Origin of the sequence: Anabaena sp. FACHB-595 (genome assembly GCF_048568275.1) — a bacterium.
GTDB lineage: Bacteria > Cyanobacteriota > Cyanobacteriia > Cyanobacteriales > Nostocaceae > Trichormus.
This window is the reverse complement of record NZ_CP183473.1, coordinates 2,309,349-2,331,264: the sequence shown is the minus strand read 5'-3', so window position 1 is coordinate 2,331,264 and position 21,916 is coordinate 2,309,349. Positions and strand designations below refer to the sequence as shown.

Sequence of the window (21,916 nt, the reverse complement as noted above, 5' to 3'; positions counted from 1 at the left end):
GCGGAGGGCGCAGAGAATGAAAAAGGGAGGACGGTTAATATTAATTGAGGTTGGGGTGGTGGTAGCGATCGCTCTCATCCTCATTTTAATTATGCCACTGGTGCTGTCAGAGTTTCGCTTGAATCTGTTGGGGCGATTTTTGTCTTTGGCAATTGTGGCTTTAGGTATTGATTTAATTTGGGGTTACACTGGTTTGCTCAGTTTGGGACATGGTATCTTTTTTGGGTTGGGTGGATATGCGATCGCAATGTACCTAAAACTGCAAATCCCAGAGGGTGAGTTACCTGATTTCATGGAATTGTATGGTGTCACGGAACTTCCTTGGTTTTGGCGACCTTTTTATTCGTTCCCCATAGCAGTGGCGGCTGTGGTGATAATTCCAGGGTTGCTGGCGGGGTTATTAGGATATTTGGTATTCCGCAATCGGATTAAGGGCGTTTATTTTTCGATTTTGACCCAAGCGGCGATTATTGTATTCTTCAACTTTTTTAACGGTCAACAGCAATTTTTTAATGGTACTAACGGGCTAATAGATTTTACAACTTTGTTTGGTGCAACTGTCAGCGATCCAAAAACAAAATTTATCTTCTACACTCTCACAGTCCTGTTTCTCGCTGCTACCTACGGGATTTGTCGCTGGTTGACTAGCGGACGCTTTGGACGACTGTTAATTGCAATTCGAGACGATGAAAGCCGGGTGAGATTTTCTGGTTATGACCCTACAGATTTTAAAACATTAGTCTTTGCAGTTTCTGGTGCGATCGCTGGTATCGCAGGAGCATTTTACACCCTGCAAAGTGGTTCTGTCTCACCTAGAGCTATGGATATTGCTTTTTCCATTGAAATGGTGATTTGGGTAGCTGTGGGGGGACGCGCTACATTAATCGGGGCAGTTTTGGGAACTTTATTAGTTAATTATGCCCGTGCTTTTTTGAGTGAACAATTTGCCGAAATCTGGCTATTTTTCCAAGGCGCATTATTTTTAATTGTCGTGACCGTCCTTCCTGATGGCTTAGTAGGATGGTTACGTAGTCAAAACATTCCTTTTCTCAAACGCCCTCAACAAATTTCTACATATCCCAGTTTGGAAGAAGACCCAGAAGTACAACATGAACGCCAAAATCTTGGAAACTGAAAATGTTACTGTTAGCTTTGATGGTTTTAAAGCTCTAAACCAACTAAATTTTAGTATGGATGTGGGGGAATTGCGAGTAGTAATTGGCCCTAATGGTGCGGGTAAAACTACATTTTTGGATGTGATTACAGGTAAAGTTCAACCGACGATAGGCAGAGTTTTATTTAAAGGAAAAAACCTGCGTTCTTTACGTGAACATCAAATTGCACGGCGAGGAATTGGGCGCAAATTCCAAACACCTAGAGTTTATCTCAACCTCACGCCACGGGAAAATTTAGAAATTACCAGTAACCGAAAGAAAAACGTTTTCTCTACATTGTTTGGGCGTTCTCAATCTACGGAAGAAAATAGTATTAAAGGTTTATTAGAAACCATTGGCTTAACGCCTAAAGCAGACATACCCGCATCTTTGTTATCTCATGGAGAAAAGCAACGTTTAGAAATTGGAATGTTAGTTGGACAATCCCCAGATTTATTACTTGTGGATGAACCAGTGGCAGGTTTAACTGATGAAGAAACTTATAATATCGGCGAATTACTTTTAACATTAGCGCAGAGTCATTCAATTTTAGTAATTGAACATGATATGGAATTTGTCCGCCAAATCGCCAAGAAAGTCACAGTTTTACATGAGGGTTCGGTACTCTGTGAAGGCAATTTTGAAGAAGTCCAAAATGACCCTCGTGTCGTTGAAGTTTATTTAGGACAACAATGAGGGGTGTAGGGGTGTAGGGGTGTGTAGAATCAAGACAACAGACGCGATTAATCATATATCTAAACAATTGTACAGACGCGATTAATCGCGTCTCTGAACCAATATGCTAAATATTTCTAACCTTAACGTTTACTATGGCGAAAGCCATATTCTCCGCAATGTAGATTTAACTGTACCAAATGGGCAAATGATCTGTCTAATTGGGCGCAATGGTGTAGGTAAAACAACCCTACTGAAAACAATTATGGGTTTACTGAAACCTCGCAGTGGCACTATTAACTTAGCCGGGAATTTAATCAACTCCAAATCTCCAGACCAAAGGGCGAAAATGGGAATTGGTTATGTTCCTCAAGGAAGAGATATTATTCCTCGTTTAACAGTCAAGGAAAATCTGCTGCTGGGGTTAGAAGCTAGACAGAAACAGGTGAAAAAAGCTGAAATTCCGGAAGAAATTTTTAGCTTATTTCCTGTGTTAAAAACCATGTTATCGCGGATGGGTGGTGATTTAAGTGGTGGACAACAACAACAACTGGCGATCGCTCGTGCTTTAATGGGACAGCCTCAATTATTGGTTTTAGATGAACCCACAGAAGGGATTCAACCTTCAATCATCCTAGAAATTGAAGCAGCCGTCCGTCGCATTATTGAAACTACAGGTATTTCTGTTTTACTTGTAGAACAACACTTACATTTTGTCCGTCAGGCTGATTACTATTACGCTATGCAAAAAGGGGCTATTGTTGCATCTGGTTCCACTGATGAACTTAGTCAGGATGTGATTCAACGGTTTTTGGCGGTTTAATTCACGCAGAGGCGCAGAATCAATTCAAAATACCCTACGGGAAGGCTTCTCTACGAGACGCTACCGCGAACGCCAACAAAATTCAAAATAAAGAGTTTGAAATTTCAGCACATCAAATTTCATCCTCTGATTCAGCAACGCCTCAAATTTGATTAACTAGATGTTCTATGGTATCAGCGTCATTTGGCAAGGCGGCGGTGAGGACTTCGCTGCCTGTATCTGTAACTAAAACATCATCTTCAATGCGGATTCCTCGGACATCGGTAAATTGTGATAGGCGTTCCCAATTGACTGTGTATTGATATCTTGAGCGAGTTTTTTCATCGTTTAAGATGGCGGGAACTTGGTAGAATCCGGGTTCAATTGTGACTAACATTCCTGTACGTAGGGGACGATTTAAACGGAGGTAGCCTAAGCCGAAGCGATCGCTCCTTTTCTTCCCTTCTTCATAGCCGGCTAAATCGCCCAAGTCTTCCATATCGTGGACATCCAAACCCAAGAGATGACCGATACCGTGGGGGAAAAATAAAGCATGGGCATCTTTTTCTACTAAATCTTCGGGATTACCTCGCAAAATGCCTAAATTTACCAAACCTTCGGCAATAACCCTAGCCCCTAATAGATGAATCTCTGCATACTCCACACCAGGGCGGATGTTGGCAATGCAGGTATCATGGGCTGCTAAGACTACATCATATATATCCCGTTGTGTGGGAGAAAATTTACCAGACACAGGCCAGGTACGGGTAATATCAGCAGCCCAACCTAATTCTGTTTCGCCGCCGACATCGGCTAGTAATAAATCCCCTGGTTGCAGAGGATGGTGATACTGTTCGTTGTGTAAGACTTCACCGTGGACTGTGACAATACTGTTATAAGCAGTCGTCATGTTGTGAGCCAGGAAAACGCTTTCCATTGCGGCTCTAATTTCTGCTTCTATTTTGGCGTTGGTGGTGGCTGCCATGCCGGCTTTGTGGGCTGCTACACTCACAGTTGCAGCTTTGCGTAACTCAGCTAATGCGCCTGTGTCGTGGGTGAGGCGTAAGGTAACGATCGCTTTCGCTAATTCTAAATCAATTCCTTCTGGCTGACCTTGCGGTAAAACCCATCTGTTCAGTAGTTGGGATTGCTGCGTCCAAGTTGTAGCATCTTGGACGGCAATAGTGGCTGCACCTTCCAGGAAAGGCGTTAATTCTGATAAGGGTTGAGCTGCATCCGCACCAATAGTTTCAGCTATTTCCTCACGTTTTGGCGTTTCTCCATGCCATAGGGCGCTACCGGGTGCAGGATCATCGATAAATAATGTTAACTTACCTGCTTTTAGGTAAATTGCGGCGTTGGGTAGGGGTAAGCCAGCAAAATAGAGGAAGTGACTGCTAGCCCGAAACGGAAAACGATTGGCGGGAAAATTGCGCGCATTGCTACCACCTGACCATAAAATCGCGGGAAAATCGATGAGGTGGGCTAATTTTTGACGGCGATCGCGCAAAGTATCAGCTAGAGAACCCATAATTAGTTATCGCTATTTAATCGTTATCTTCTTTATCATTATCCTGGCTGTCATTTTCTGGCTCTTGATCATCATCATCTTTGTCATTTTCCCTGTTTGGTGCTTCAGGTTGTGTGGTTGATGGTTGTATTTCTGTAGGATTGGATGGCAGCTTTTGTTCAGCATTACAACCGACCAAGCCCACAAAAATTAGACCTGTAATGATTTTGAGTTGCAAATTACGGCTTGCATTGAACATTGACTCAGGCTTGTGGAGATAGTTTACTAATTTCTAAGGTACTGCATAGCCCGTTATTCATGCTCAATAGGACTTACCTTGTTAATTACGAATTATATTTTTAAACTTTATGGGACAACAAATTATTCAAGTAGATGCTTTCACCGCTAAACCATTCGCGGGTAATCCTGCGGCTGTCTGTGTTTTGCCTACTCCCCAAGATGACTCTTGGATGCAAAATGTAGCCCAGGAAATGAATTTATCGGAGACGGCTTTCTTAGTCAAACAAGATGATGGCTTCAATCTGCGGTGGTTCACGCCGACAGTGGAAGTACCGCTTTGTGGTCATGCAACCTTAGCCAGCGCTCATGTTTTGTGGTCAGAGGGGCATTTGTCCCCCGATGAAGTTGCTCATTTTCATACCAAAAGTGGTTTACTCATTGCCAAGCGCCAAGGTGATTGGATTGAGTTAGATTTTCCGGTAAATCATTCACAAGCAATAACAACGCCGCCTGAACTAGGTGAGGCTTTGGGTGTGCCATTGAAAGTAGTTGTACAGAACTCTTTGGGCTATTTGGTAGAGGTAGAGTCTGAGGATTTAGTGCGGCAAATGCAGCCGAATTTCTCTAAACTGGCAACCTTACTAACTGGTAATGCTATTGTAACCAGCCAAACTCGGACTGATTCCCAGTATGATTTTGTTTCTCGTTTTTTTGCTCCTGGTTTGGGTATAAATGAAGATCCAGTTACAGGGGCGGCTCATTGCTGCTTGGCTGCTTATTGGCGCGATCGCCTGGGTAAAGATGAGTTTGTGGCTTATCAAGCCTCTAGCCGTGGTGGGGTGGTGAAGGTGCGTTATGGGGGAGGCGATGCCTACGGCGGTTCGCAAAGCGACCATCGGGTATTTCTCGCAGGACAGGCGGTTACAGTTTTACGGGGGGAGTTAATTTAATGCAAAGGGGCGCAGAGGTACGCAAAGAGAAGTCTCCGCGTTCCTTTGCGTTTACCTCCGTGTTCCTCTGCGTTTGAAAATTAAGCGCCAGAATAGATAAATAAACCTATGTCTTATTTTCCATGTCTAGTAAAAATACAACTATGCTAAGTTGTGACTGGCCGATTGAGCAATTACCTGGATTGAGTCAAGAGGAACAATCCCGACTGCAAAATTGTGGGATTCAAACTACAGCAGGGCTTGTCAAACAGGGTAAAACTTTAGAGTCCAGGCTGGCTTTGGCGAGTAGATTACAAGTTCATCCGCAATATGTAAATAAATGGATCGCCTTAGCAGATTTAGCCAGGATTCCTGGTGTGGGAACACAATATTGTGGTCTGTTACTTCATGCTGGTGTTGCTTCTGTGGCACAGTTAGCCCAGATTCCCACTCACCGATTACACAAACAGATTTTACGCTTACAAGTCGCAACCTTGCAGCGTCGAGATTTGTGTCCAGCAATTGAATTAGTCCAGCAGTGGAGTCAACAGGCGAATATGGTCAATGGTCAACAGTCAACAGTTAACAGTTAACGGTGATTCCCTAATCTTTTGCTAGTACCCCATTGAGGAAGATATCAGCTAGGCCTTCTGCCATTTGCTGCATTTCTTGGGGGGAAGCGTCTGGCTGCATGAGAGTATTGTTAGAGAAGCCAGCGATCGCAAACATTCCCAGGAATACTTTGGCTACTAGATTGGCATCTGTTTTGCGGTAAATGCCTTTATCCATTGCGGTTTGGAAGAAGGCTTCGGCGACATCGGTCATTTTACCAATGACTTCTTCTTGAATGTGATCGCGCAAGTCTGGGTGAAACTGCACTTCCATGAAGCAAACCCGCATTAAGTCGGCGTTTTTTTGCAAATTCCACATCCGGCGACGCATCACCTGAGCGACTGCTTTATAGCTACCCATTTCGCTCAACTCTGTGAGCAAATCTGTGAGAATGTCCACCCAGCCAGCAGTTGCTACTTCTACCAAAATCGCTTTTTTGTTAGGGAAATGCCTAAACAAAGTACCTTCGGCTACACCTGCGGCTTGTGCTAAATCGCGGGTGGTAGTGCCATCAAAGCCTTGGGAGGCAAATAACTTTAGCGCTGCCTGTAAAATTTTGGTGCGTGTCTGTGCCTCTGAAGGCGGGGGAGAATTAAAAACTCGCATAATAGTTATTGTAAAATCTCCGGAACACTACTTGTAGCATTATTGTCTAACGTCAGGTACAAAAAGCACAGAAAGCTTAATACAAGATTAACGCTACAATTCTCGATTAACCTGTTGCTTAGGTAGTGGATATTTATTTACTTGTTGCTTATGAATCAACTTAGTCGTTCAATATCGCGTCGGCTGTTGGCAATCTTGATGGCAACAGTCGTTCTATGGTGGGGATGGACACCAGAAATAGCATTAGCACAAACGCCAATTGCTCTCCAACCAAGCAAAACACCAACTGCAAAAGTTCCTACTTCAATTCAACCCTATCTAGACCGGGTAATTAAAGATTTGACGGAGTTCCGGCTGGATAATGGCATGAAGTTTATTGTCTTAGAACGCCATCAAGCACCAGTAGTTTCCTTTCTCACCTACGCGGATGTTGGAGGTGTGGATGAACCAGATGGTAAAACTGGTGTCGCTCACTTTCTTGAGCATTTGGCGTTCAAAGGCACTACACGCATTGGTACAGAAAATTATCAGGCTGAAAAACCCTTACTTGAGCGCTTGGAGCAGTTAGACACACAAATTCGAGCAGCGAAAGCCAATGGTAAGCAAGATGATGTTGTGAGGTTGCAAGCGACTTTCAAGGAAGTAGAATCACAAGCTGGCAAATTAGTCAAACAAAATGAACTGGGGCAAATTGTCGAACAATCTGGGGGTGTAGGTTTAAACGCCAATACCTCAACGGAAGCGACACGTTATTTCTACAGTTTCCCGTCCAATAAGTTAGAACTGTGGATGTCATTGGAGTCTGATCGATTTCTTGATCCTGTAATTCGCCGGGAGTTTTATAAAGAAAAAGATGTGATTTTAGAAGAGCGGCGGATGCGGGTGGAAAATTCACCTATTGGGATGATGGTGGAGAGGTTCATTGATGCTGCTTATAAAGTTCATCCTTACAGACGACCGGTGATTGGTTACGACCAAGATATTCGTAACTTAACGCCAGAAGATGTACAGACGTTTTTTAACACTTATTACGTACCCAGTAATTTGACTATTGCTGTTGTCGGAGATGTGGAAGTAGCTCAAGTCAAACGCTTGGCGCAAACTTACTTTGGACGCTACAAAGCAGCACCTAAGCCACAGTCAAAAATTGCCACAGAACCCAAACAAACACAAACACGAGAAGTTACTTTAGAACTCGCTTCTCAACCTTGGTATTTAGAAGGTTATCATCGTCCCGCAATGACTCATCCAGATAATGCGGCGTATGATATTATTGCCAGCTTGTTAAGTAGTGGACGCACATCAAGACTATATAAGTCTTTAGTGGAAAAAGAACGTGTAGCATTAAACGCTCAAGGTTTTAGTGGTTTTCCTGGTGATAAATACCCCAACTTGATGCTGTTCTATGCTCTCACGGCTCCTAATCATACAGTTGATGAGGTAGCGCTGGCTTTAAGTAAAGAAATTGACAAGTTGAAAACTGAACCTGTATCTGCGGTGGAATTAGAACGGGTAAAAACTCAAGCCAGAGCTGGTTTATTACGCAGCCTCGATTCCAATATGGGTATGGCGCAGCAACTTCTGGAATATGAGGTAAAAACAGGTTCTTGGCGCAATTTGTTTAAACAATTAGATGACATTGTGGCTGTGACTCCTGCGGATATTCAGCGAGTGGCAAAAGCAACGTTTACGCCGGAAAATCGCACAATTGGCAAGTTGTTATCGAAAAAAGCATGAGTAATACACCGCAAATATGAGGAAAGCAGCAACAGATATGCACAGGCGTAAACAATTCAAAATTAGAAATCTAAAATTCAAAATGGCAAAAGGCAAAAGGTTTATTGTGGCATTGGTGGCTATTTTTGCCTTTTTAGCTGTAACTTTTAACTTTTCGCTGACGGCGACAGCAGCAGCCAAACACTACACAGAGTTGCAGTTTGCGCCCTTACCGGAGGTGAAGTTACCCAAGTACGAACGGTTTGTGTTGCAGAATGGCTTGGTTGTCTATCTCATGGAGGATAGGGAACTACCTTTAATTGGTGGTACCGCACTAGTCAGGACTGGGAGTCGTTGGGAACCAGCAGATAAAGTGGGATTGGCTAGCTTTACCGGTGGCGTGATGCGGACTGGTGGAACTAAGCAGCATTCACCTGATGATTTGAATCAAATATTAGAACAACGTGCCGCATCTGTAGAAGTGAATATTGGTGAGGCGGCGGGTAGCGCTAGTTTTGAGGCGCTGAGTGAAGATGTGGAAACAGTATTTGGGCTATTTGCTGAGGTGTTGCGATCGCCAGTGTTTGCTCAAGCTAAACTAGATTTGGCGAAAACTCAAGCTAAAGGTGGTATCGCTCGCCGCAATGATGATCCTGATGGTATTGCTTCTAGGGAATTTCGCAAGCTGATTTATGGCAAGGATAGTCCCTATGGTCGTATTACAGAGTATGCCACTATTAACGCGATCGCTCGTGAAGATTTGGTACAGTTCCACCAAAAGTATTTCCACCCCAATAATATGATTTTGGGCATTGTGGGAGATTTTGATGCTAAAAAAATGCGATCGCTCATTCAAGCTAAGTTGGGTAACTGGGCGCGTAACCCACAATTTACTAAACCAACTTTACCAAAAGTCTCCCCAGCAAATACAGGTGGTGTGTTTTTCGTCAATCAGCCCCAACTTACCCAAAGTAGTATTTTAGTTGGGCATTTGGGGGGTAAATTCGATAACCCCGACTATGCAGCATTGGATGTATTGAATGGGGTGTTAAATGGTTTTGGGGGACGTTTATTTAATGAAGTGCGATCGCGTCAAGGTTTAGCCTATTCTGTATATGGTTACTGGAGTCCCCGCTTTGACTATCCTGGGATGTTCATGGCTGGTGGACAAACCCGTTCCGATGCGACTGTGCAGTTCGTCAAAGCCTTACAAGCGGAAATAAAACGCATCCAAGCCCAACCAGTAACAGCAGAAGAATTAGCCCGTGCTAAAGAGTCTACTCTCAATTCTTTTGTATTCAACTTCCAAGACCCCAGCCAAACCCTATCCCGATTGATGCGCTATGAATATTACGGCTATCCGGCTGATTTTCTCTTCCGCTATCAAAAAGCCGTAGCCGCCACCACCATAGCTGATGTGCAACGGGTAGCCAAGCAATACCTCAAACCAGATAATCTTGTAACTCTGGTGGTGGGTAATCAAACCGCTATTCAACCACCGTTAACTCAATTAGCTGCTCAAGTCACACCAATTGATGTGACAATTCCTAGTCCACCACAACAAGCGCAGAATTAATAGTTGAGATCATCAAATCGGATTCCTATAAATGAGTGATAATCCCAGGTTCTCTAGAGAACCTGGGATTACTGTTTTGACGAAGACAAAGCAGCTTCACCGTTATACAAAATCAGCTTTTATAGACACAAATACTTGAATTATGTCTATAAATCTAGCCTAAAAATATTGATTTTTCTCAAGGACAAATCAAAATATAAGGCAGGACTTCCCATCTTTCCGATTAGGGAAAATCCCTGTAACGAGCTAACCGATATAATCGTATTGAAAGAGGCAAGCAAATGGTAAGAATAACAATTTCTGATCTTTCCCCCGATGATGAAGGAAAATCATTGAAAGACCTCACTACTTGGGAACTGAAGTCTGTGTATGCAGGCTTGGAAAGAAGATATGGCGGTAGAAGAAATCGAGTTGCTGAACCGTCAGAAGAGTCAACACCACCCACATTGAATGATACTAATGGAACTCTTGATCGATGGATGGATTCACTAGAATTACAAATTCAAGACCTGCGACAACAGCTTGGTATTAATTCATGATTGTTTGTTAATTACAACCTAATATTTATGATGTCGTGTATTTTGATATTAGTTTTTATCAAAATACACGATTTTTTATTACGCGAGTGCGTGTGATACCAATTCAAAATTCAAAATTAGGTAAGCCAAGCAGAATAAGAATTTTGGAGTGTTATAGCCCTAGCCAGATAGATTAGGACATCTAGTTCAGATAAAACCCTGACAACACAATGCTTCCAAGTCTGTTAATATATCTGTCGCGTTCGTTCTTTTTCACATTGGTGTTAGTTATCAGTTGCTTTTATCAGTTTACAAGTGCAGCAATAGCTTGGCGAACTAAGTTGAAGCGTTGAATTACAATACTATATTTTTCACAAAATATTGTGCCGCAGATTATCACAGTTAGCAAGCTTTAATTTTAGGTAATGTAAACATGAAAAACAGACATATGGAATTTATTTATGTCTTGCTGATTGAAGTTTTAGGCTTGATTTCCCTAAAAAAGATCAATAAAAATTGAATCAACGGTTAAGCAAAACAAACTTAATCGTTGACGGAATTCGCTAAACACAAACATTGTTTCAGGAGTCCATCATGGCGTTTATTGCTGTTAAAGAATTACAAGCTACTGGTGCAGAATTATTCCAAGATTCTGAAAGCTTCCTCAACGAGTTGAATAATCTTGACAATTCTGTTCATGGTGGTGGCTATAACTATTCCAATACCACAAATGGAGTTTTAGACTTAGCTGTGAAGGGATTTGAGTTTGGTGTTATCACCTATGGTATCGATGCCATTGGACACCTAGCTAAGTCCTACAGTGACGCTGGTAACGGTTATTACTAAATTTCCATTACTGACTGTGTAAAAACTGAGCAAAATAGCTCTGTTGCAATCGTGGCATGAGCGATTAAGTTTTGCAATTCTTAATCGCCTGCACTTCCTACTCAAAACCAAAATAGTTTTAGGAGTCCATCATGGCGTTTATTGCTGTTAATGAATTACAAGCTACTGGTACAGAATTATTCCAAGATTCTGAAAGCTTCCTCAACGAATTGAACAATCTTGATAATTCTGTTCATGGTGGTAATTATTCTAAAACTACCAATGGAGTTTTAGACTTGGCTGAAAAAGGATTTGAGTTTGGTGTCATCACCTATGGTATCGATGCCATTGGACACCTAGCTAAGTCCTACAGTGATGCTGGTAACGGTTATTACTAAATTTTCATTACTGACTGTGTGAAAACTGAGCAAAATAGCTCTGTTGCAATTGTGGCATGAGCGATTAAGTTTTGCAATTCTTAATCGCCTGCACTTCCTACTCAAAACCAAAATAGTTTTAGGAGTCCATCATGGCGTTTATTGCTGTTAATGAATTACAAGCTACTGGTACAGAATTATTCCAAGATTCTGAAAGCTTCCTCAACGAATTAAACAATCTTGATAATTCTGTTCATGGTGGTAATTATTCCAATACCACAAATGGAGTTTTAGACTTAGCCGTGAAAGGATTTGAGTTTGGTGTTATCACTTATGGTATTGATGCTATTGGACACCTAGCTAAGTCCTTCAGTTCTGCTGCGTAAATACTAAGATAAACGGATTTCTTGCAATTGTGGCATGAGCGATTAAGTTTTGCAATTCTTAATCGCCTGCACTTTCTACTCAAAACCAAAATAGTTTTAGGAGTCCATCATGGCGTTTATTGCTGTTAATGAATTACCAGCTACTGGTGCAGAATTGTTCCAAGATTCTGAAAGCTTCCTCAACGAATTAAACAATCTTGATAATTCTGTTCATGGTGGTAATTATTCCAATACCACAAATGGAGTTTTAGACTTAGCCGTGAAAGGATTTGAGTTTGGTGTTATCACTTATGGTATTGATGCTATTGGACACCTAGCTAAGTCCTTCAGTTCTGCTGCGTAAATACTAAGATAAACGGATTTCTTGCAATTGTGGCATGAGCGATTAAGTTTTGTATTTCTTAATCGCCTGCACTTTCTACTCAAAACCAAAATAGTTTTAGGAGTCCATCATGGCGTTTATTGCTGTTAATGAATTACAAGCTACTGGTACAGAATTATTCCAAGATTCTGAAAGCTTCCTCAACGAATTAAACAATCTTGATAATTCTGTTCATGGTGGTAATTATTCCAATACCACAAATGGAGTTTTAGACTTAGCCGTGAAGGGATTTGAGTTTGGTGTCATTACCTATGGTATCGATGCCATTGGACACTTGGCTCGTTCTTTCAGTTCTGCTGCATAAAAACTCAAATCAATAATTCTGTTAAGATTATGGCATCAGCGATTAAGCAATATCATGTTTAATCGCTTATAAATTCCATCAAATTACAGTCTTTTTCTGTGAGTAAAAGTAAACTATTTTTTGGTTTTTTCTTAAACCAATAAAATTATCTAATATAGAGTGTATTTAATCAATGTCAAATTTTTGCATTTTTCTAAAATGGCGAAAATAATTGTTTCTGAATTACATTCTCATGATTCAGAAAATTTTCTAACCGACCTAAATTATGAAGAATCTGGATTAATATACGGCGGTAATCAGTATTCATATAATCAAATATTTATCTTAGCAGAAAAAATATTTCGATTTATCACAATATCATTTGCTATTGCTACCATCCTAAAAATAGTTAATTCATATATTGGCAATAGTCATAAATAGATATAGAGCTAGTATTAGATTTTTGAAATATACAGAGGAAAGCCATTGCAGACTTAAAGACTTGTAGCCTTAGATCAAGTGCGTTGGGCGAAACCAACCCTACAAATATTTAGATATAAATGTTGTAACTCATCTTAAATATATGCCACCATTTATCCTCAACTCTCAAAATGTATGTGATTACTTAATTTCTTTAAACTTGTGTACTCTTGAGGAAGGAGCGTCGAGTAAAGTTGAACTGAAACCAGCAAAGAATTTTAATTTATTAATTACTTTCCCAGAAGAAAGAAAACTACTAGTTAAACAAGAACGTCATAACTTAGAAGGAAAGACGACTGGTGAGTTTGTTCTGGAATGGCGCATTCATGATTTTGTTAGCAGATTTCCAGAAATTAACCACATACGTTCCTATTTATCAGAAGCGATATACTTTAATTGGGAAAATTCTATTATCATTTTCAACTATCTTGATAACTATCAAGATTTGATGGATTTTTACATTAAAGAGAATTTAAATTTATTTCCCACCCAGCTTGCTAATGCAGTCGGGACTACTTTGGCGTTGATTCATCGCACCTCATTTAACTGTGAAGAATATCGAGATTTCTTTCAAAATCCTGGTGAGAGTAAATCTAACCCAAGAACACCTCATCTAAATCGAGGATTAGATAGACTAACTCCAGAGATATTTGGTAAGGTTCCTGCTGATGGTCTGAGATTTTTTGCCCTATATCAACTTTACGATAGTTTGGGACAGGCGATCGCACAATTAATCAACAGTTTTACTCCCTGCTGTCTTACCCATAATGACCTGAAGTTAAACAATATCCTCGTCTCCCTCAATTGGGAAGATATGAGTGATGAAAATATGGTGCGCTTCATTGACTGGGAACGTGGTAACTGGGGAGACCCTGCTAACGATTTAGGAACACTCATTGCCAGCTACTTGCAAATTTGGTTATACAGCTTGGTAACTGGTAAATCAATTGCCATTGAGGAGTCGTTACGTTTAGCTGCCACCCCTTTGTACGTTCTCCAACCTTCAATAAGAGAGTTGGTGACGGCTTATCTTACTCATTTCCCAGAAATCTTAGAACATCATCCCGACTTCCTACAACGAGTCATGCAATTTTGCGGTTTAGCACTCGTTACTGCTATTCAGGCTCAACTCCAGTACGAAAAAACCTTCGGTAATGTGGGTATTTGTATGCTACAAGTCGCCAAAAGTTTGCTGTGTCGTCCAGAAGCATCAGTGCAAACAATTTTTGGTGTCCAGTTATCAGACCTCTCTCCTGTAAGTTTGTCTCAGGTTTAATTAGGGAATCAGGCGTGGGGAGTGGGCGGTAGAGGGAGATGGGAAAGCTAAAGTGACATCCGCCTCATCTCCTTCATCTTCCTCATCCCTTCATATCCTACTCATATCATTTACTAACAAACCTCTATGCAAATATTAGATTCTCTATCTGTACAATTGTCAGATATTCCAGAGTTATTGCAGATATCATTGCAAGACATGATTCATAATATCGAAATACAGTCTCAGTATTGTATTAAGCATCCCAACTATAAACCCTTAGAATTACCTGAGTCTTCAGTCTCTCGGTTTCAAAAATTATCTTTGGATTTACAGAATAAGTATTTGAGTCAGCAACTGCGTAGTTTTCTCTACGGCATCTATTACAATGGCTCGTTGAAAAGTGTTCTGGCCTCTGATGCAGAGATATCTAATTTAGCCGTCAATAAAAATCTAGAAAACAACACATTTTTAGGTGTAGACCTAGCTTTTTACGATCGCCTGCATGAACATAATAAAGGTACTGGCTACTGGAGTTATGGTTGGCAAGTTCTCAGGGAAGAATCAGATGGGACTTTGGCAGTCCATCGGGATGGTTTAACTCTCCACGTTCCGCCGGATGGTTTGCGAACTCAGATGATGGGTAACTCTGCTGCTATCCAATTGCCAAAAAATCTCGTCCAAAACGGATTTTATATGGCGGTGGCTAATGCAGGTGCAGCGCAACAATATCAAACTTTGGTACGTGTTTATTTCAACTTAACTCCAGATGGTGCAGTTGCAGTCATGGATGCTTTGACTACACACCTCAACGCTATACCGATTGCTTTCACATTTAAAGCACTATACAACCCCTCTGATTATGTTCGCCATGACTCGGCAGTACTGTATTTTGATAAAAATGACTATGAAAAGGTTTACCCTGTTCTGAAGACGATATATGCAGAAAATCAAACGCATTTTCAGGCACAAGTACCCCTATTTACTAAGCTTATCGCACCAGGGTTAGCGATCGCCGAAGAACCAAACCATAGATTTGCCGAACAGGAAAGCTTTGGTACACACCGTTGTCAAATAATTGCTAATGGTTTGCTGGAAGCTTGGCAACAAGGTAATGATACGCCAGCAGGTAGAATGACTGCAATTTTACAACACTTCTCTTCACTCAACATCGAATTGCAGCGTCCCTACCTCAATGCTTATTCTGAAGATATCTATACACCTTTGTAGTTAAAACTTCATCTAAACGATGAAAGTTAAAGATGTATTGATATCTGTGTAAAGTTTGACTGTTGATAACCTCACAGTTATTGGGAGCTATTCCGGCGGGCAAAAGGGCTTTTTCTCAACATTTAAATTCACGTTTATAATTTAGGCTGATGACTCAAGAATCTTTCCAGCATCATCAACTTTGTAACTGTACAATTCTCACTGAAGAATGGGAGGCTATTCTCCAAGCTATATCTGTCGGTAAGTATTCTTGGGCTTGTGTTTTAATGCTCCATACTGCTGGATATAATCCTCTTACATATATACCATATCGTACATATATTCGCCTACTCAAAAATAATAGTATGCCAGATACAATTAAAACTCGTAAACTTCAGCATATAGGTGCAAAATTTGTAGCTATTAAAATAAAGATGATGGAATTAGATTAAAGTATATTTAAGTAATATTATCCCCAAAGTCTTATAGGGAAATCCAACTTTATTATCATACATATTTAATTAACTGTAGGGTGGGCATTGCCCACCCAAAGCATAATCAAAAAGGCAATTACCCATTACTCATTACCAAAATAGTACATCAACATTAGGCTGGTCTAGGCAATTCGGAAGAAGAATTATCATTTTGAGAAAGTTCAGCGACAATTTCTAAATTAGTGATTTGTTGTTGTAACCAATGGGTAAAGAAATCTTTAAGTATTTGAACCCGGCGTGATTCATCTAATTCTGGTGTAATGATTTCCTCCACTGCAATTATATGCACACCTTTGGGTGTAATTATTGGTTTGAGAAGCTGGGGAGGTGTAGCAGCAAAGACGGCTGCGGCTATTTCTGGGCGAAACTCCGAGCGATAGCGAATCCCTTGATAACCTCCAGCCCGGCGAGTTTCGGGACTTTGAATATATTGACGAGCGATTTCTTGGAAACTAATTTCACCTTCTTGCAAAGCATAAAATAACTCTAAGGCTAAGTCTTCATCATCTAGAATTACTTCATAGGTTGCAGCTCCAGTGTAATCAATTTTATGAGCATAAAAAAAAGGTTCAACTTTGTCAGCAAATAAATGTTCAGCCAATTTCATATGTAATAAGTTTGATTTGGCTACTTCCTCAAAATCATCGATAGTTAGATAGTGTTTTTGTAGCCAATTCCAAGTATCATCTGCCTTTAGCAAGCGGTTAGCAAAACGCATACTATCGGCAGATTGTTGTAGTTCTTCTACACTTAATTCAATACCTACTTTTTCAGCAGTATCAGCAATGATTTTCTGGGTAGCGATTGCTTCTAGTATACTAGGCATTTGAAAAGAGACTTTAAGATGAGTGATAATGTCCTCAACAGAGAGTTTTAAAAACTTTTCCATATTGATATTTGCTCCACCTATTAGCTTAAAATAATTAGTTTTCGAGGCAATCAGGCATTCTTTTATTATCATCGCCTCATTAATTATTTATAGTCTCTATCTAATGGTAGTTTTAATTATTTGATGCTTAGATGTTATTTATAAAGCAAAAATAAAATTATTGTAGTGGCGTGTCAAGCCTTAAATGTTGCATTAAAACATCTTTTTTATCCGCTTTCATCCCCGTACCCTGCGGGAAGCAAGCTACATCTGTGTTTAATTTTTTCAATTTAATGCACTATTTTAGTTTAGACAGTCCACTACTAATATGCCACGGTCTTTGCCTTGTTTCCTAAAGCTCTAAACCACCTTTTTGCAGCTTTTTGAAGGGGTCTAAAATAAAGTCAATGACTCGACGCTGGCGGATAATAACTTCGGCGGTGGCTGATTGTCCAGGGGTTAAGGTAATACGTTTATTCCCAGCTTGAATATAGGGATGATCTAAAGTAATATCCATTTCATAAACTTCTACGTTGCCTTGGCTAGTAGTTTGAATTTTCGAGTCAGGAGAAATCCAGCTAACACGTCCTGGTAATACTCCATAATCTTGGAAAGGATAGGCATCAAATTTAATTTTTACTGGCATTCCCACTCTCAAGAAACCACTGTGTTGACTAGGCATGGAACTTCTGAGAATGATTGCCGCATTCTTAGGCGCAATTTGAGCAACTATCTGTCCAGCTTCGACTACAGGGCCTGGTTTATCGATTGGTAGATCAAAAATCGTACCATCAACAGGCGATCGCACTACTCGTTGCTGAATCTGAATCTTGAAGGCGTTAATCTGGCTCTTGGTTTGGATGATTTCTGATTGTAGGGTAGTTAGTTGGTTTTGTAAGTCTTTGAGTTGTTCCTGACTCCTTAACAGTGCTAACTTACCTGTCTGCACAAGACTTTGATAGCTGCTTTGCTGTTCTTGGAGGCGGAGTTTTGCTTGTTCAATGTCAGCTAAGGTTTGGCTGACGGTGGTTTGATAATGGCTTTCTTTTTCTTGTAAGCGTAGCTGGGCTTGAGTAAAATCAGAGTTGGCTTGCAATAGGGAACGTTGACTGTCTTCCGCTATCTTTTCTAGTTCTACTACTTTAATTTGAGCGATCGCACCTTGTCTCAAAAGTCGGCGATAACGTAAAACTTCTTTAATATCTCTTTGCAAACGGCTATTGGCTAATTTTCTTCCTAGTTGACTAGTATTGATATCCTGTCTAGCCTGTTCAACTAGCGCTAATTTTTCTAACTTCTGTAAATTATATGTACTCTGCCTAGCATCCAGGTTTTGCTGCGCCTGATGCACTTGCGCCATTTTCTCTAATTCTTGGGCTTGGTTTTGCTGCTGTTGGATGTTAATTGTTAACATCAATTGGTTTTTTAGTAGCTCTTGCTGTCCTTGGCGATTGATGAGTTCTTCTAACCTTGTCTGTGCTTGTTCCACCTGGGATTGCAACACATCAGACTCTAATTCCAATAGCACTTGTCCCGCCTTGACAGTCGCCCCTTCTGCCACATTGACAGCCTTGACACTACTAGTAACAGCAACACCTAATTTTTGAGTTGCGCCTTGGGGTTCCAAACGCCCTCTAGCACTTCCCGTTTCATCAACCTTAGTAAACATTGCCCAAGGCAAAACAATGATGGTAAAGCTGATGAGCAAATACAGCATCGAGCGCGTCCAGCGCTGCGGTAACGCATCTAGTAGTTCTTCTGTGCCGTAAAACCAATCATTTGTCTGCGTCAGTGCCTGTGTCTGATAATCAACTAAATCATGACCACGTTGCACCTGAGCCGTCTGTGGTTGCACAAGTACAGATGATGAATTAACAGATGGGTTTGGCATAAATTATTTGACGGGATGTGGTGGGATATGGAAAAGTAGGCGGAAAGAGAACTGTTGATGGTTGACTGTTGACTGTTGACTCTTACCTCATTACTCACTACTCAACTGCTGTTGATTGAGGTAAAAGTAATGCCCTCTTCTGGCAATTAATTGATCGTGATTACCGCTTTCGACTAATAAGCCGCGATCTAATACCAGAATTAAGTCTGCGTGGCGCACGGTGGAAAGGCGGTGAGCAATAATGACACTTGTGCGCCCTTTGAGGATGGTTTTGAGGTTGTTTTGAATAATGCGTTCCGATTCGGAATCGAGATGGCTTGTGGCTTCATCTAACAACAATAGGCGGGGGTTTCCTAACAAAGCACGGGCGATCGCTAAACGTTGTCTTTGTCCGCCAGACAACATCCCCCCACCTTCACCAATTTGGGTTTCATAACCTGCTGGCATTTGTTTGATAAAGTCGTCCGCACCTGCTAAACGGGCGACAGCAATAATTTCTTCTAAGGAAGCCTCTGGGTGAGCAATGCTGATATTTTCGCGGATTGTGCCGCCAAATAAAAATGTATCTTGGTCTACAACGCCGATTTGTGAACGGAGCGATCGCAGGGCTATATTAGTTACATCTTTGCCATCAATGAGAACTTTTCCATCTGTCGGAGGGTATAGACCCAAAATCAGTTTAAATAAAGTGGTTTTGCCGGAACCACTGCGCCCTACTACAGCCACGGTTTGCTCTGGCTTGATTTCAAAGCTGAGGTTTTCTAAAATATTGCGATCGCTTTCTGGATGGTAACGAAATGTTACATTGTCAAAGCGGATATGACCAAGTAAATTACTGATAAATTGCCGATGTTGGTGTTGTAAATCTTCCTCTGGTTCTGCCTCTAAAACATCATTAATTCGTTCTGTAGAAATCACCACTTCTTGTAATTGATTCCACAAAACTACCAGCCTTTGAAATGGACGGATAATATTACCTAACAACATATTAAAGGCGACTAATTGCCCGATAGTCAGTTGGTTTTGAATCACCAACCATGCCCCAAACCAAAGTAGGCTGGTAGTTACCAGAGTTTCTAAGGCAGAACTAAAAATTTGTAATTTGTTACTAATTATCTGTCCACTGAAGGTTTTTCTGATGACATTATTCAGCAGTTCTTCCCAATGCCAACGTACTGTTTGTTCGATTGCCATTGAGCGAATTGAGCGAATACCAGAAAGGGATTGAATCAGATAACTATTTTCGTTGGCTGTAGCACTAAAAACCTCTCGACTAATGCGGCGTAAAAAGGGTGTAGCGATGATTGCCAATAACATAAAAGGCGGTACAATCGCTAAACTCATCAATGCCATTGCTGAACTATACCAAAACATCAAAGCTACATAGATAAACACTGTCAACAAATCTAAAATGATTGACAATGCTTCCCCAGTTAAAAAGCGTTGAATCTTTTGGTTTTCTTGGACGCGAGAAACAATATCCCCGACGTAACGCGACTCAAAAAACGACAAGGGTAAACGGAAGGTATGTTTAATAAAACCTACCAATAGCGAGATGCTGATACGGTTGGCTGTGTGGTCTAACAAATATTGCCGTAGTCCGTTCAATACCACACGAAATAAGCCAAATATCATCAACCCCAAACCGACTGCATTTAATGTTAAGGTGCTTCCTTGAACAATCACCCTATCTAACAATAATTGGGTAAATAGGGGTGTAATTAATCCAAACACCTGAATCAATACCGAAGCGCTGAATACCTCTACTAATACCCGTGTGTGGGGTTTGACTAACTCAAATAATTGCCAAAATGATGTATTTGCTTCTTCGTTTTCTTTCAGCTCGGTTGTCGGTTGCAACAACAAGGCGTAACCAGTCCAACCCGCTTTAAATTCAGCAATACTCAAGTTACGTTGACCGATCGCCGGATCACCGACAATTACCTGTTTTTTGTTAATCTCATAAACTACAATATAGTGTTTACCCTCCCAATGGGCGATCGCTGGTAAGGGTTGTTGTGCTAATTTATCAAAGCTAGCTTTTACCGGACGAGTAGTAAAACCAATGGTTTCGGCGGCGGCGGTTAAACCCTTCAACGATGCACCACTGCGATTGACGTTAGTTAAATCCCGCAGTCGGTTCACACTCAAACGCTTACCCCAATAGCGACTAATCATCACCAAACAAGCCGCACCACAATCAGCCGCACTTTGTTGCTCAAATATGGGATAGCGCTTAATCAGTCGTCCCCACCAATGACCAACCTGAAGACGAGGACTAGGGAAATAAGCTCGGCGTTGTTTTGGCTGTGGCTGCGGTTCCGGCTCCCTCACAACCGGAGAACGAAGACTAGGTAAAGGCGACTGAGAAGCGTTTTCCCCAGTCCCCAGTCCCCAATCTCCAGTCCCCAACTCCGGCCAATACTCCTGTGCTACTTGCCAATTCTCCTGCTTGAGAATATACACAATAGCTGATTGTGTGACTTGCCAATTGATTTGCTTTGAATATTGGGAGATGGTTCCGGGTTGGAATGTGCGTCCGTTATTATTTTCCAATTCTCCGCGACGCAATATCCACAGCTTGGTATCTGGAAATATCTGTGATGGTAGGGAACCAATATCTAAACTATGTCGCTCAAATAAAGCTAAGGCTTTGATTATCTCCTCAACTGAGGAATTTTGCGGCAACAAAGAGTTTTGACAACACAACACCAACAAATCCCAAGTTTCGGCGTGTTTTTTCAGGCGATCGCCAACACTGGAATTTTCGCCCATCAAATCTTGTAAAATCGTCTGGGGAAGATAACCCAATTTCAAGTTCACCGAAGCTCTAGCGACATAAGGAATAAAGTCTGCATCAGGAAACAGAGTCAATTCCCCAAAGGATGCACCAGTTGAAACGGTCGTAATTAAGTTGTGAGCGTCATCTAATAGCCTGACTTTACCCCCAAGAACAATATAAATCCCCGCCGATGCTGTCGCCGCTTGCCAAAATTGTTTGGCGATTGGTGGTTCAATAATTTCTAAACCTTGGATGCACTTTTCTAACTCCCGTTCTGACAAAGACTCACCCAATATATGAGTGAGTTGTTCCGCTAAATATTGCCGGGAAAACCCTGATGGCATTT

22 protein-coding genes are annotated in these 21,916 nt (G+C 41.1%); 16 read left to right on the top strand and 6 right to left on the bottom strand.

Going from position 1 to position 21,916, the window contains the following annotated elements; all coding sequences use genetic code 11:
- Window positions 1-16 precede the first annotated feature (16 nt).
- The 3 genes from urtC (at window position 17) to urtE (ending at window position 2,652) form a co-directional block, all read left to right on the top strand.
- On the top strand, window positions 17-1,135 hold the full coding sequence (urtC, locus tag ACN222_RS09680; RefSeq protein WP_010996113.1) for an urea ABC transporter permease subunit UrtC: 1,119 nt from the start codon (window positions 17-19) through the stop codon (window positions 1,133-1,135).
- Window positions 1,110-1,850: an urea ABC transporter ATP-binding protein UrtD gene (urtD, locus tag ACN222_RS09675; protein WP_010996112.1), complete on the top strand. Its 741-nt coding sequence runs from the start codon at window positions 1,110-1,112 to the stop codon at window positions 1,848-1,850. The genes urtC and urtD overlap by 26 nt, the downstream gene beginning before the upstream one ends.
- A gap of 103 nt (window positions 1,851-1,953) precedes the next feature.
- A complete protein-coding gene (gene urtE, locus ACN222_RS09670) occupies window positions 1,954-2,652 on the top strand; it encodes an urea ABC transporter ATP-binding subunit UrtE (protein ID WP_010996111.1) in 699 nt (232 codons plus the stop codon).
- A 142-nt stretch (window positions 2,653-2,794) separates the two neighbouring features.
- Here urtE and ACN222_RS09665 read toward each other — a convergent pair whose 3' ends face one another.
- Together ACN222_RS09665 and ACN222_RS09660 are read right to left on the bottom strand one after the other, a co-directional pair.
- Window positions 2,795-4,162, bottom strand: coding sequence for an aminopeptidase P family protein (locus ACN222_RS09665; RefSeq protein WP_010996110.1), 1,368 nt, complete (start codon window positions 4,160-4,162; stop codon window positions 2,795-2,797).
- Window positions 4,163-4,178: 16 nt separating this feature from the next.
- Window positions 4,179-4,400 carry a hypothetical protein gene (locus ACN222_RS09660; RefSeq protein WP_010996109.1) on the bottom strand — a complete coding sequence of 74 codons (222 nt, stop codon included), beginning with the start codon at window positions 4,398-4,400 and terminating at the stop codon, window positions 4,179-4,181.
- Window positions 4,401-4,509: 109 nt separating this feature from the next.
- Here ACN222_RS09660 and ACN222_RS09655 point away from each other — a divergent pair, with 109 nt between their 5' ends.
- Both ACN222_RS09655 and ACN222_RS09650 read left to right on the top strand, forming a co-directional pair.
- Entirely contained in the window at window positions 4,510-5,331 is an 822-nt protein-coding gene (locus ACN222_RS09655; RefSeq protein WP_010996108.1) for a PhzF family phenazine biosynthesis protein, read from the top strand.
- 122 nt (window positions 5,332-5,453) lie between these two features.
- Complete coding sequence (locus ACN222_RS09650; protein ID WP_010996107.1) at window positions 5,454-5,903, top strand: DUF4332 domain-containing protein; 450 nt, start codon at window positions 5,454-5,456, stop codon at window positions 5,901-5,903.
- 10 nt (window positions 5,904-5,913) lie between these two features.
- Here ACN222_RS09650 and ACN222_RS09645 read toward each other — a convergent pair whose 3' ends face one another.
- Complete coding sequence (locus ACN222_RS09645) at window positions 5,914-6,528, bottom strand: TetR/AcrR family transcriptional regulator (protein ID WP_190449754.1); 615 nt, start codon at window positions 6,526-6,528, stop codon at window positions 5,914-5,916.
- Between the two features lie 150 nt (window positions 6,529-6,678).
- On the opposite strand from ACN222_RS09645, the gene ACN222_RS09640 reads away from it, so the two are divergent.
- The 11 genes from ACN222_RS09640 to ACN222_RS09590 all read left to right on the top strand — a co-directional run bounded on the left by ACN222_RS09640 (window position 6,679) and on the right by ACN222_RS09590 (window position 15,987).
- Window positions 6,679-8,265: a M16 family metallopeptidase gene (locus ACN222_RS09640; protein WP_010996104.1), complete on the top strand. Its 1,587-nt coding sequence runs from the start codon at window positions 6,679-6,681 to the stop codon at window positions 8,263-8,265.
- Between the two features lie 82 nt (window positions 8,266-8,347).
- Window positions 8,348-9,820: a M16 family metallopeptidase gene (locus ACN222_RS09635; RefSeq protein ID WP_231865521.1), complete on the top strand. Its 1,473-nt coding sequence runs from the start codon at window positions 8,348-8,350 to the stop codon at window positions 9,818-9,820.
- 281 nt (window positions 9,821-10,101) lie between these two features.
- The gene (locus tag ACN222_RS09630) at window positions 10,102-10,359 is read left to right on the top strand and encodes a hypothetical protein (protein WP_010996102.1); all 258 of its coding nucleotides are present in this window, start codon (window positions 10,102-10,104) and stop codon (window positions 10,357-10,359) included.
- A 573-nt stretch (window positions 10,360-10,932) separates the two neighbouring features.
- Complete coding sequence (locus tag ACN222_RS09625; protein ID WP_010996101.1) at window positions 10,933-11,184, top strand: hypothetical protein; 252 nt, start codon at window positions 10,933-10,935, stop codon at window positions 11,182-11,184.
- A 131-nt stretch (window positions 11,185-11,315) separates the two neighbouring features.
- Window positions 11,316-11,561 (top strand): hypothetical protein, encoded by a 246-nt coding sequence (locus tag ACN222_RS09620; protein WP_010996100.1) that lies wholly within the window; start codon window positions 11,316-11,318, stop codon window positions 11,559-11,561.
- A 131-nt stretch (window positions 11,562-11,692) separates the two neighbouring features.
- A complete protein-coding gene (locus tag ACN222_RS09615) occupies window positions 11,693-11,926 on the top strand; it encodes a hypothetical protein (RefSeq protein WP_010996099.1) in 234 nt (77 codons plus the stop codon).
- 109 nt (window positions 11,927-12,035) lie between these two features.
- On the top strand, window positions 12,036-12,269 hold the full coding sequence (locus ACN222_RS09610) for a hypothetical protein (protein WP_010996098.1): 234 nt from the start codon (window positions 12,036-12,038) through the stop codon (window positions 12,267-12,269).
- Between the two features lie 109 nt (window positions 12,270-12,378).
- The gene (locus tag ACN222_RS09605; protein ID WP_010996097.1) at window positions 12,379-12,612 is read left to right on the top strand and encodes a hypothetical protein; all 234 of its coding nucleotides are present in this window, start codon (window positions 12,379-12,381) and stop codon (window positions 12,610-12,612) included.
- Between the two features lie 562 nt (window positions 12,613-13,174).
- On the top strand, window positions 13,175-14,347 hold the full coding sequence (locus tag ACN222_RS09600) for a phosphotransferase family protein (protein ID WP_010996096.1): 1,173 nt from the start codon (window positions 13,175-13,177) through the stop codon (window positions 14,345-14,347).
- Between the two features lie 126 nt (window positions 14,348-14,473).
- Window positions 14,474-15,556: a T3SS effector HopA1 family protein gene (locus ACN222_RS09595; protein ID WP_010996095.1), complete on the top strand. Its 1,083-nt coding sequence runs from the start codon at window positions 14,474-14,476 to the stop codon at window positions 15,554-15,556.
- A 149-nt stretch (window positions 15,557-15,705) separates the two neighbouring features.
- Window positions 15,706-15,987: a HetP family heterocyst commitment protein gene (locus tag ACN222_RS09590; RefSeq protein ID WP_010996094.1), complete on the top strand. Its 282-nt coding sequence runs from the start codon at window positions 15,706-15,708 to the stop codon at window positions 15,985-15,987.
- Window positions 15,988-16,141: 154 nt separating this feature from the next.
- Here ACN222_RS09590 and ACN222_RS09585 read toward each other — a convergent pair whose 3' ends face one another.
- The 3 genes from ACN222_RS09585 to ACN222_RS09575 all read right to left on the bottom strand — a co-directional run bounded on the left by ACN222_RS09585 (window position 16,142) and on the right by ACN222_RS09575 (window position 21,914).
- A complete protein-coding gene (locus ACN222_RS09585; RefSeq protein WP_044521130.1) occupies window positions 16,142-16,918 on the bottom strand; it encodes a peptidylprolyl isomerase in 777 nt (258 codons plus the stop codon).
- Window positions 16,919-17,249: 331 nt separating this feature from the next.
- The gene (locus tag ACN222_RS09580) at window positions 17,250-18,788 is read right to left on the bottom strand and encodes an HlyD family efflux transporter periplasmic adaptor subunit (protein WP_010996092.1); all 1,539 of its coding nucleotides are present in this window, start codon (window positions 18,786-18,788) and stop codon (window positions 17,250-17,252) included.
- 90 nt (window positions 18,789-18,878) lie between these two features.
- Entirely contained in the window at window positions 18,879-21,914 is a 3,036-nt protein-coding gene (locus tag ACN222_RS09575; protein ID WP_010996091.1) for an ABC transporter transmembrane domain-containing protein, read from the bottom strand.
- Window positions 21,915-21,916: the final 2 nt, after the last annotated feature.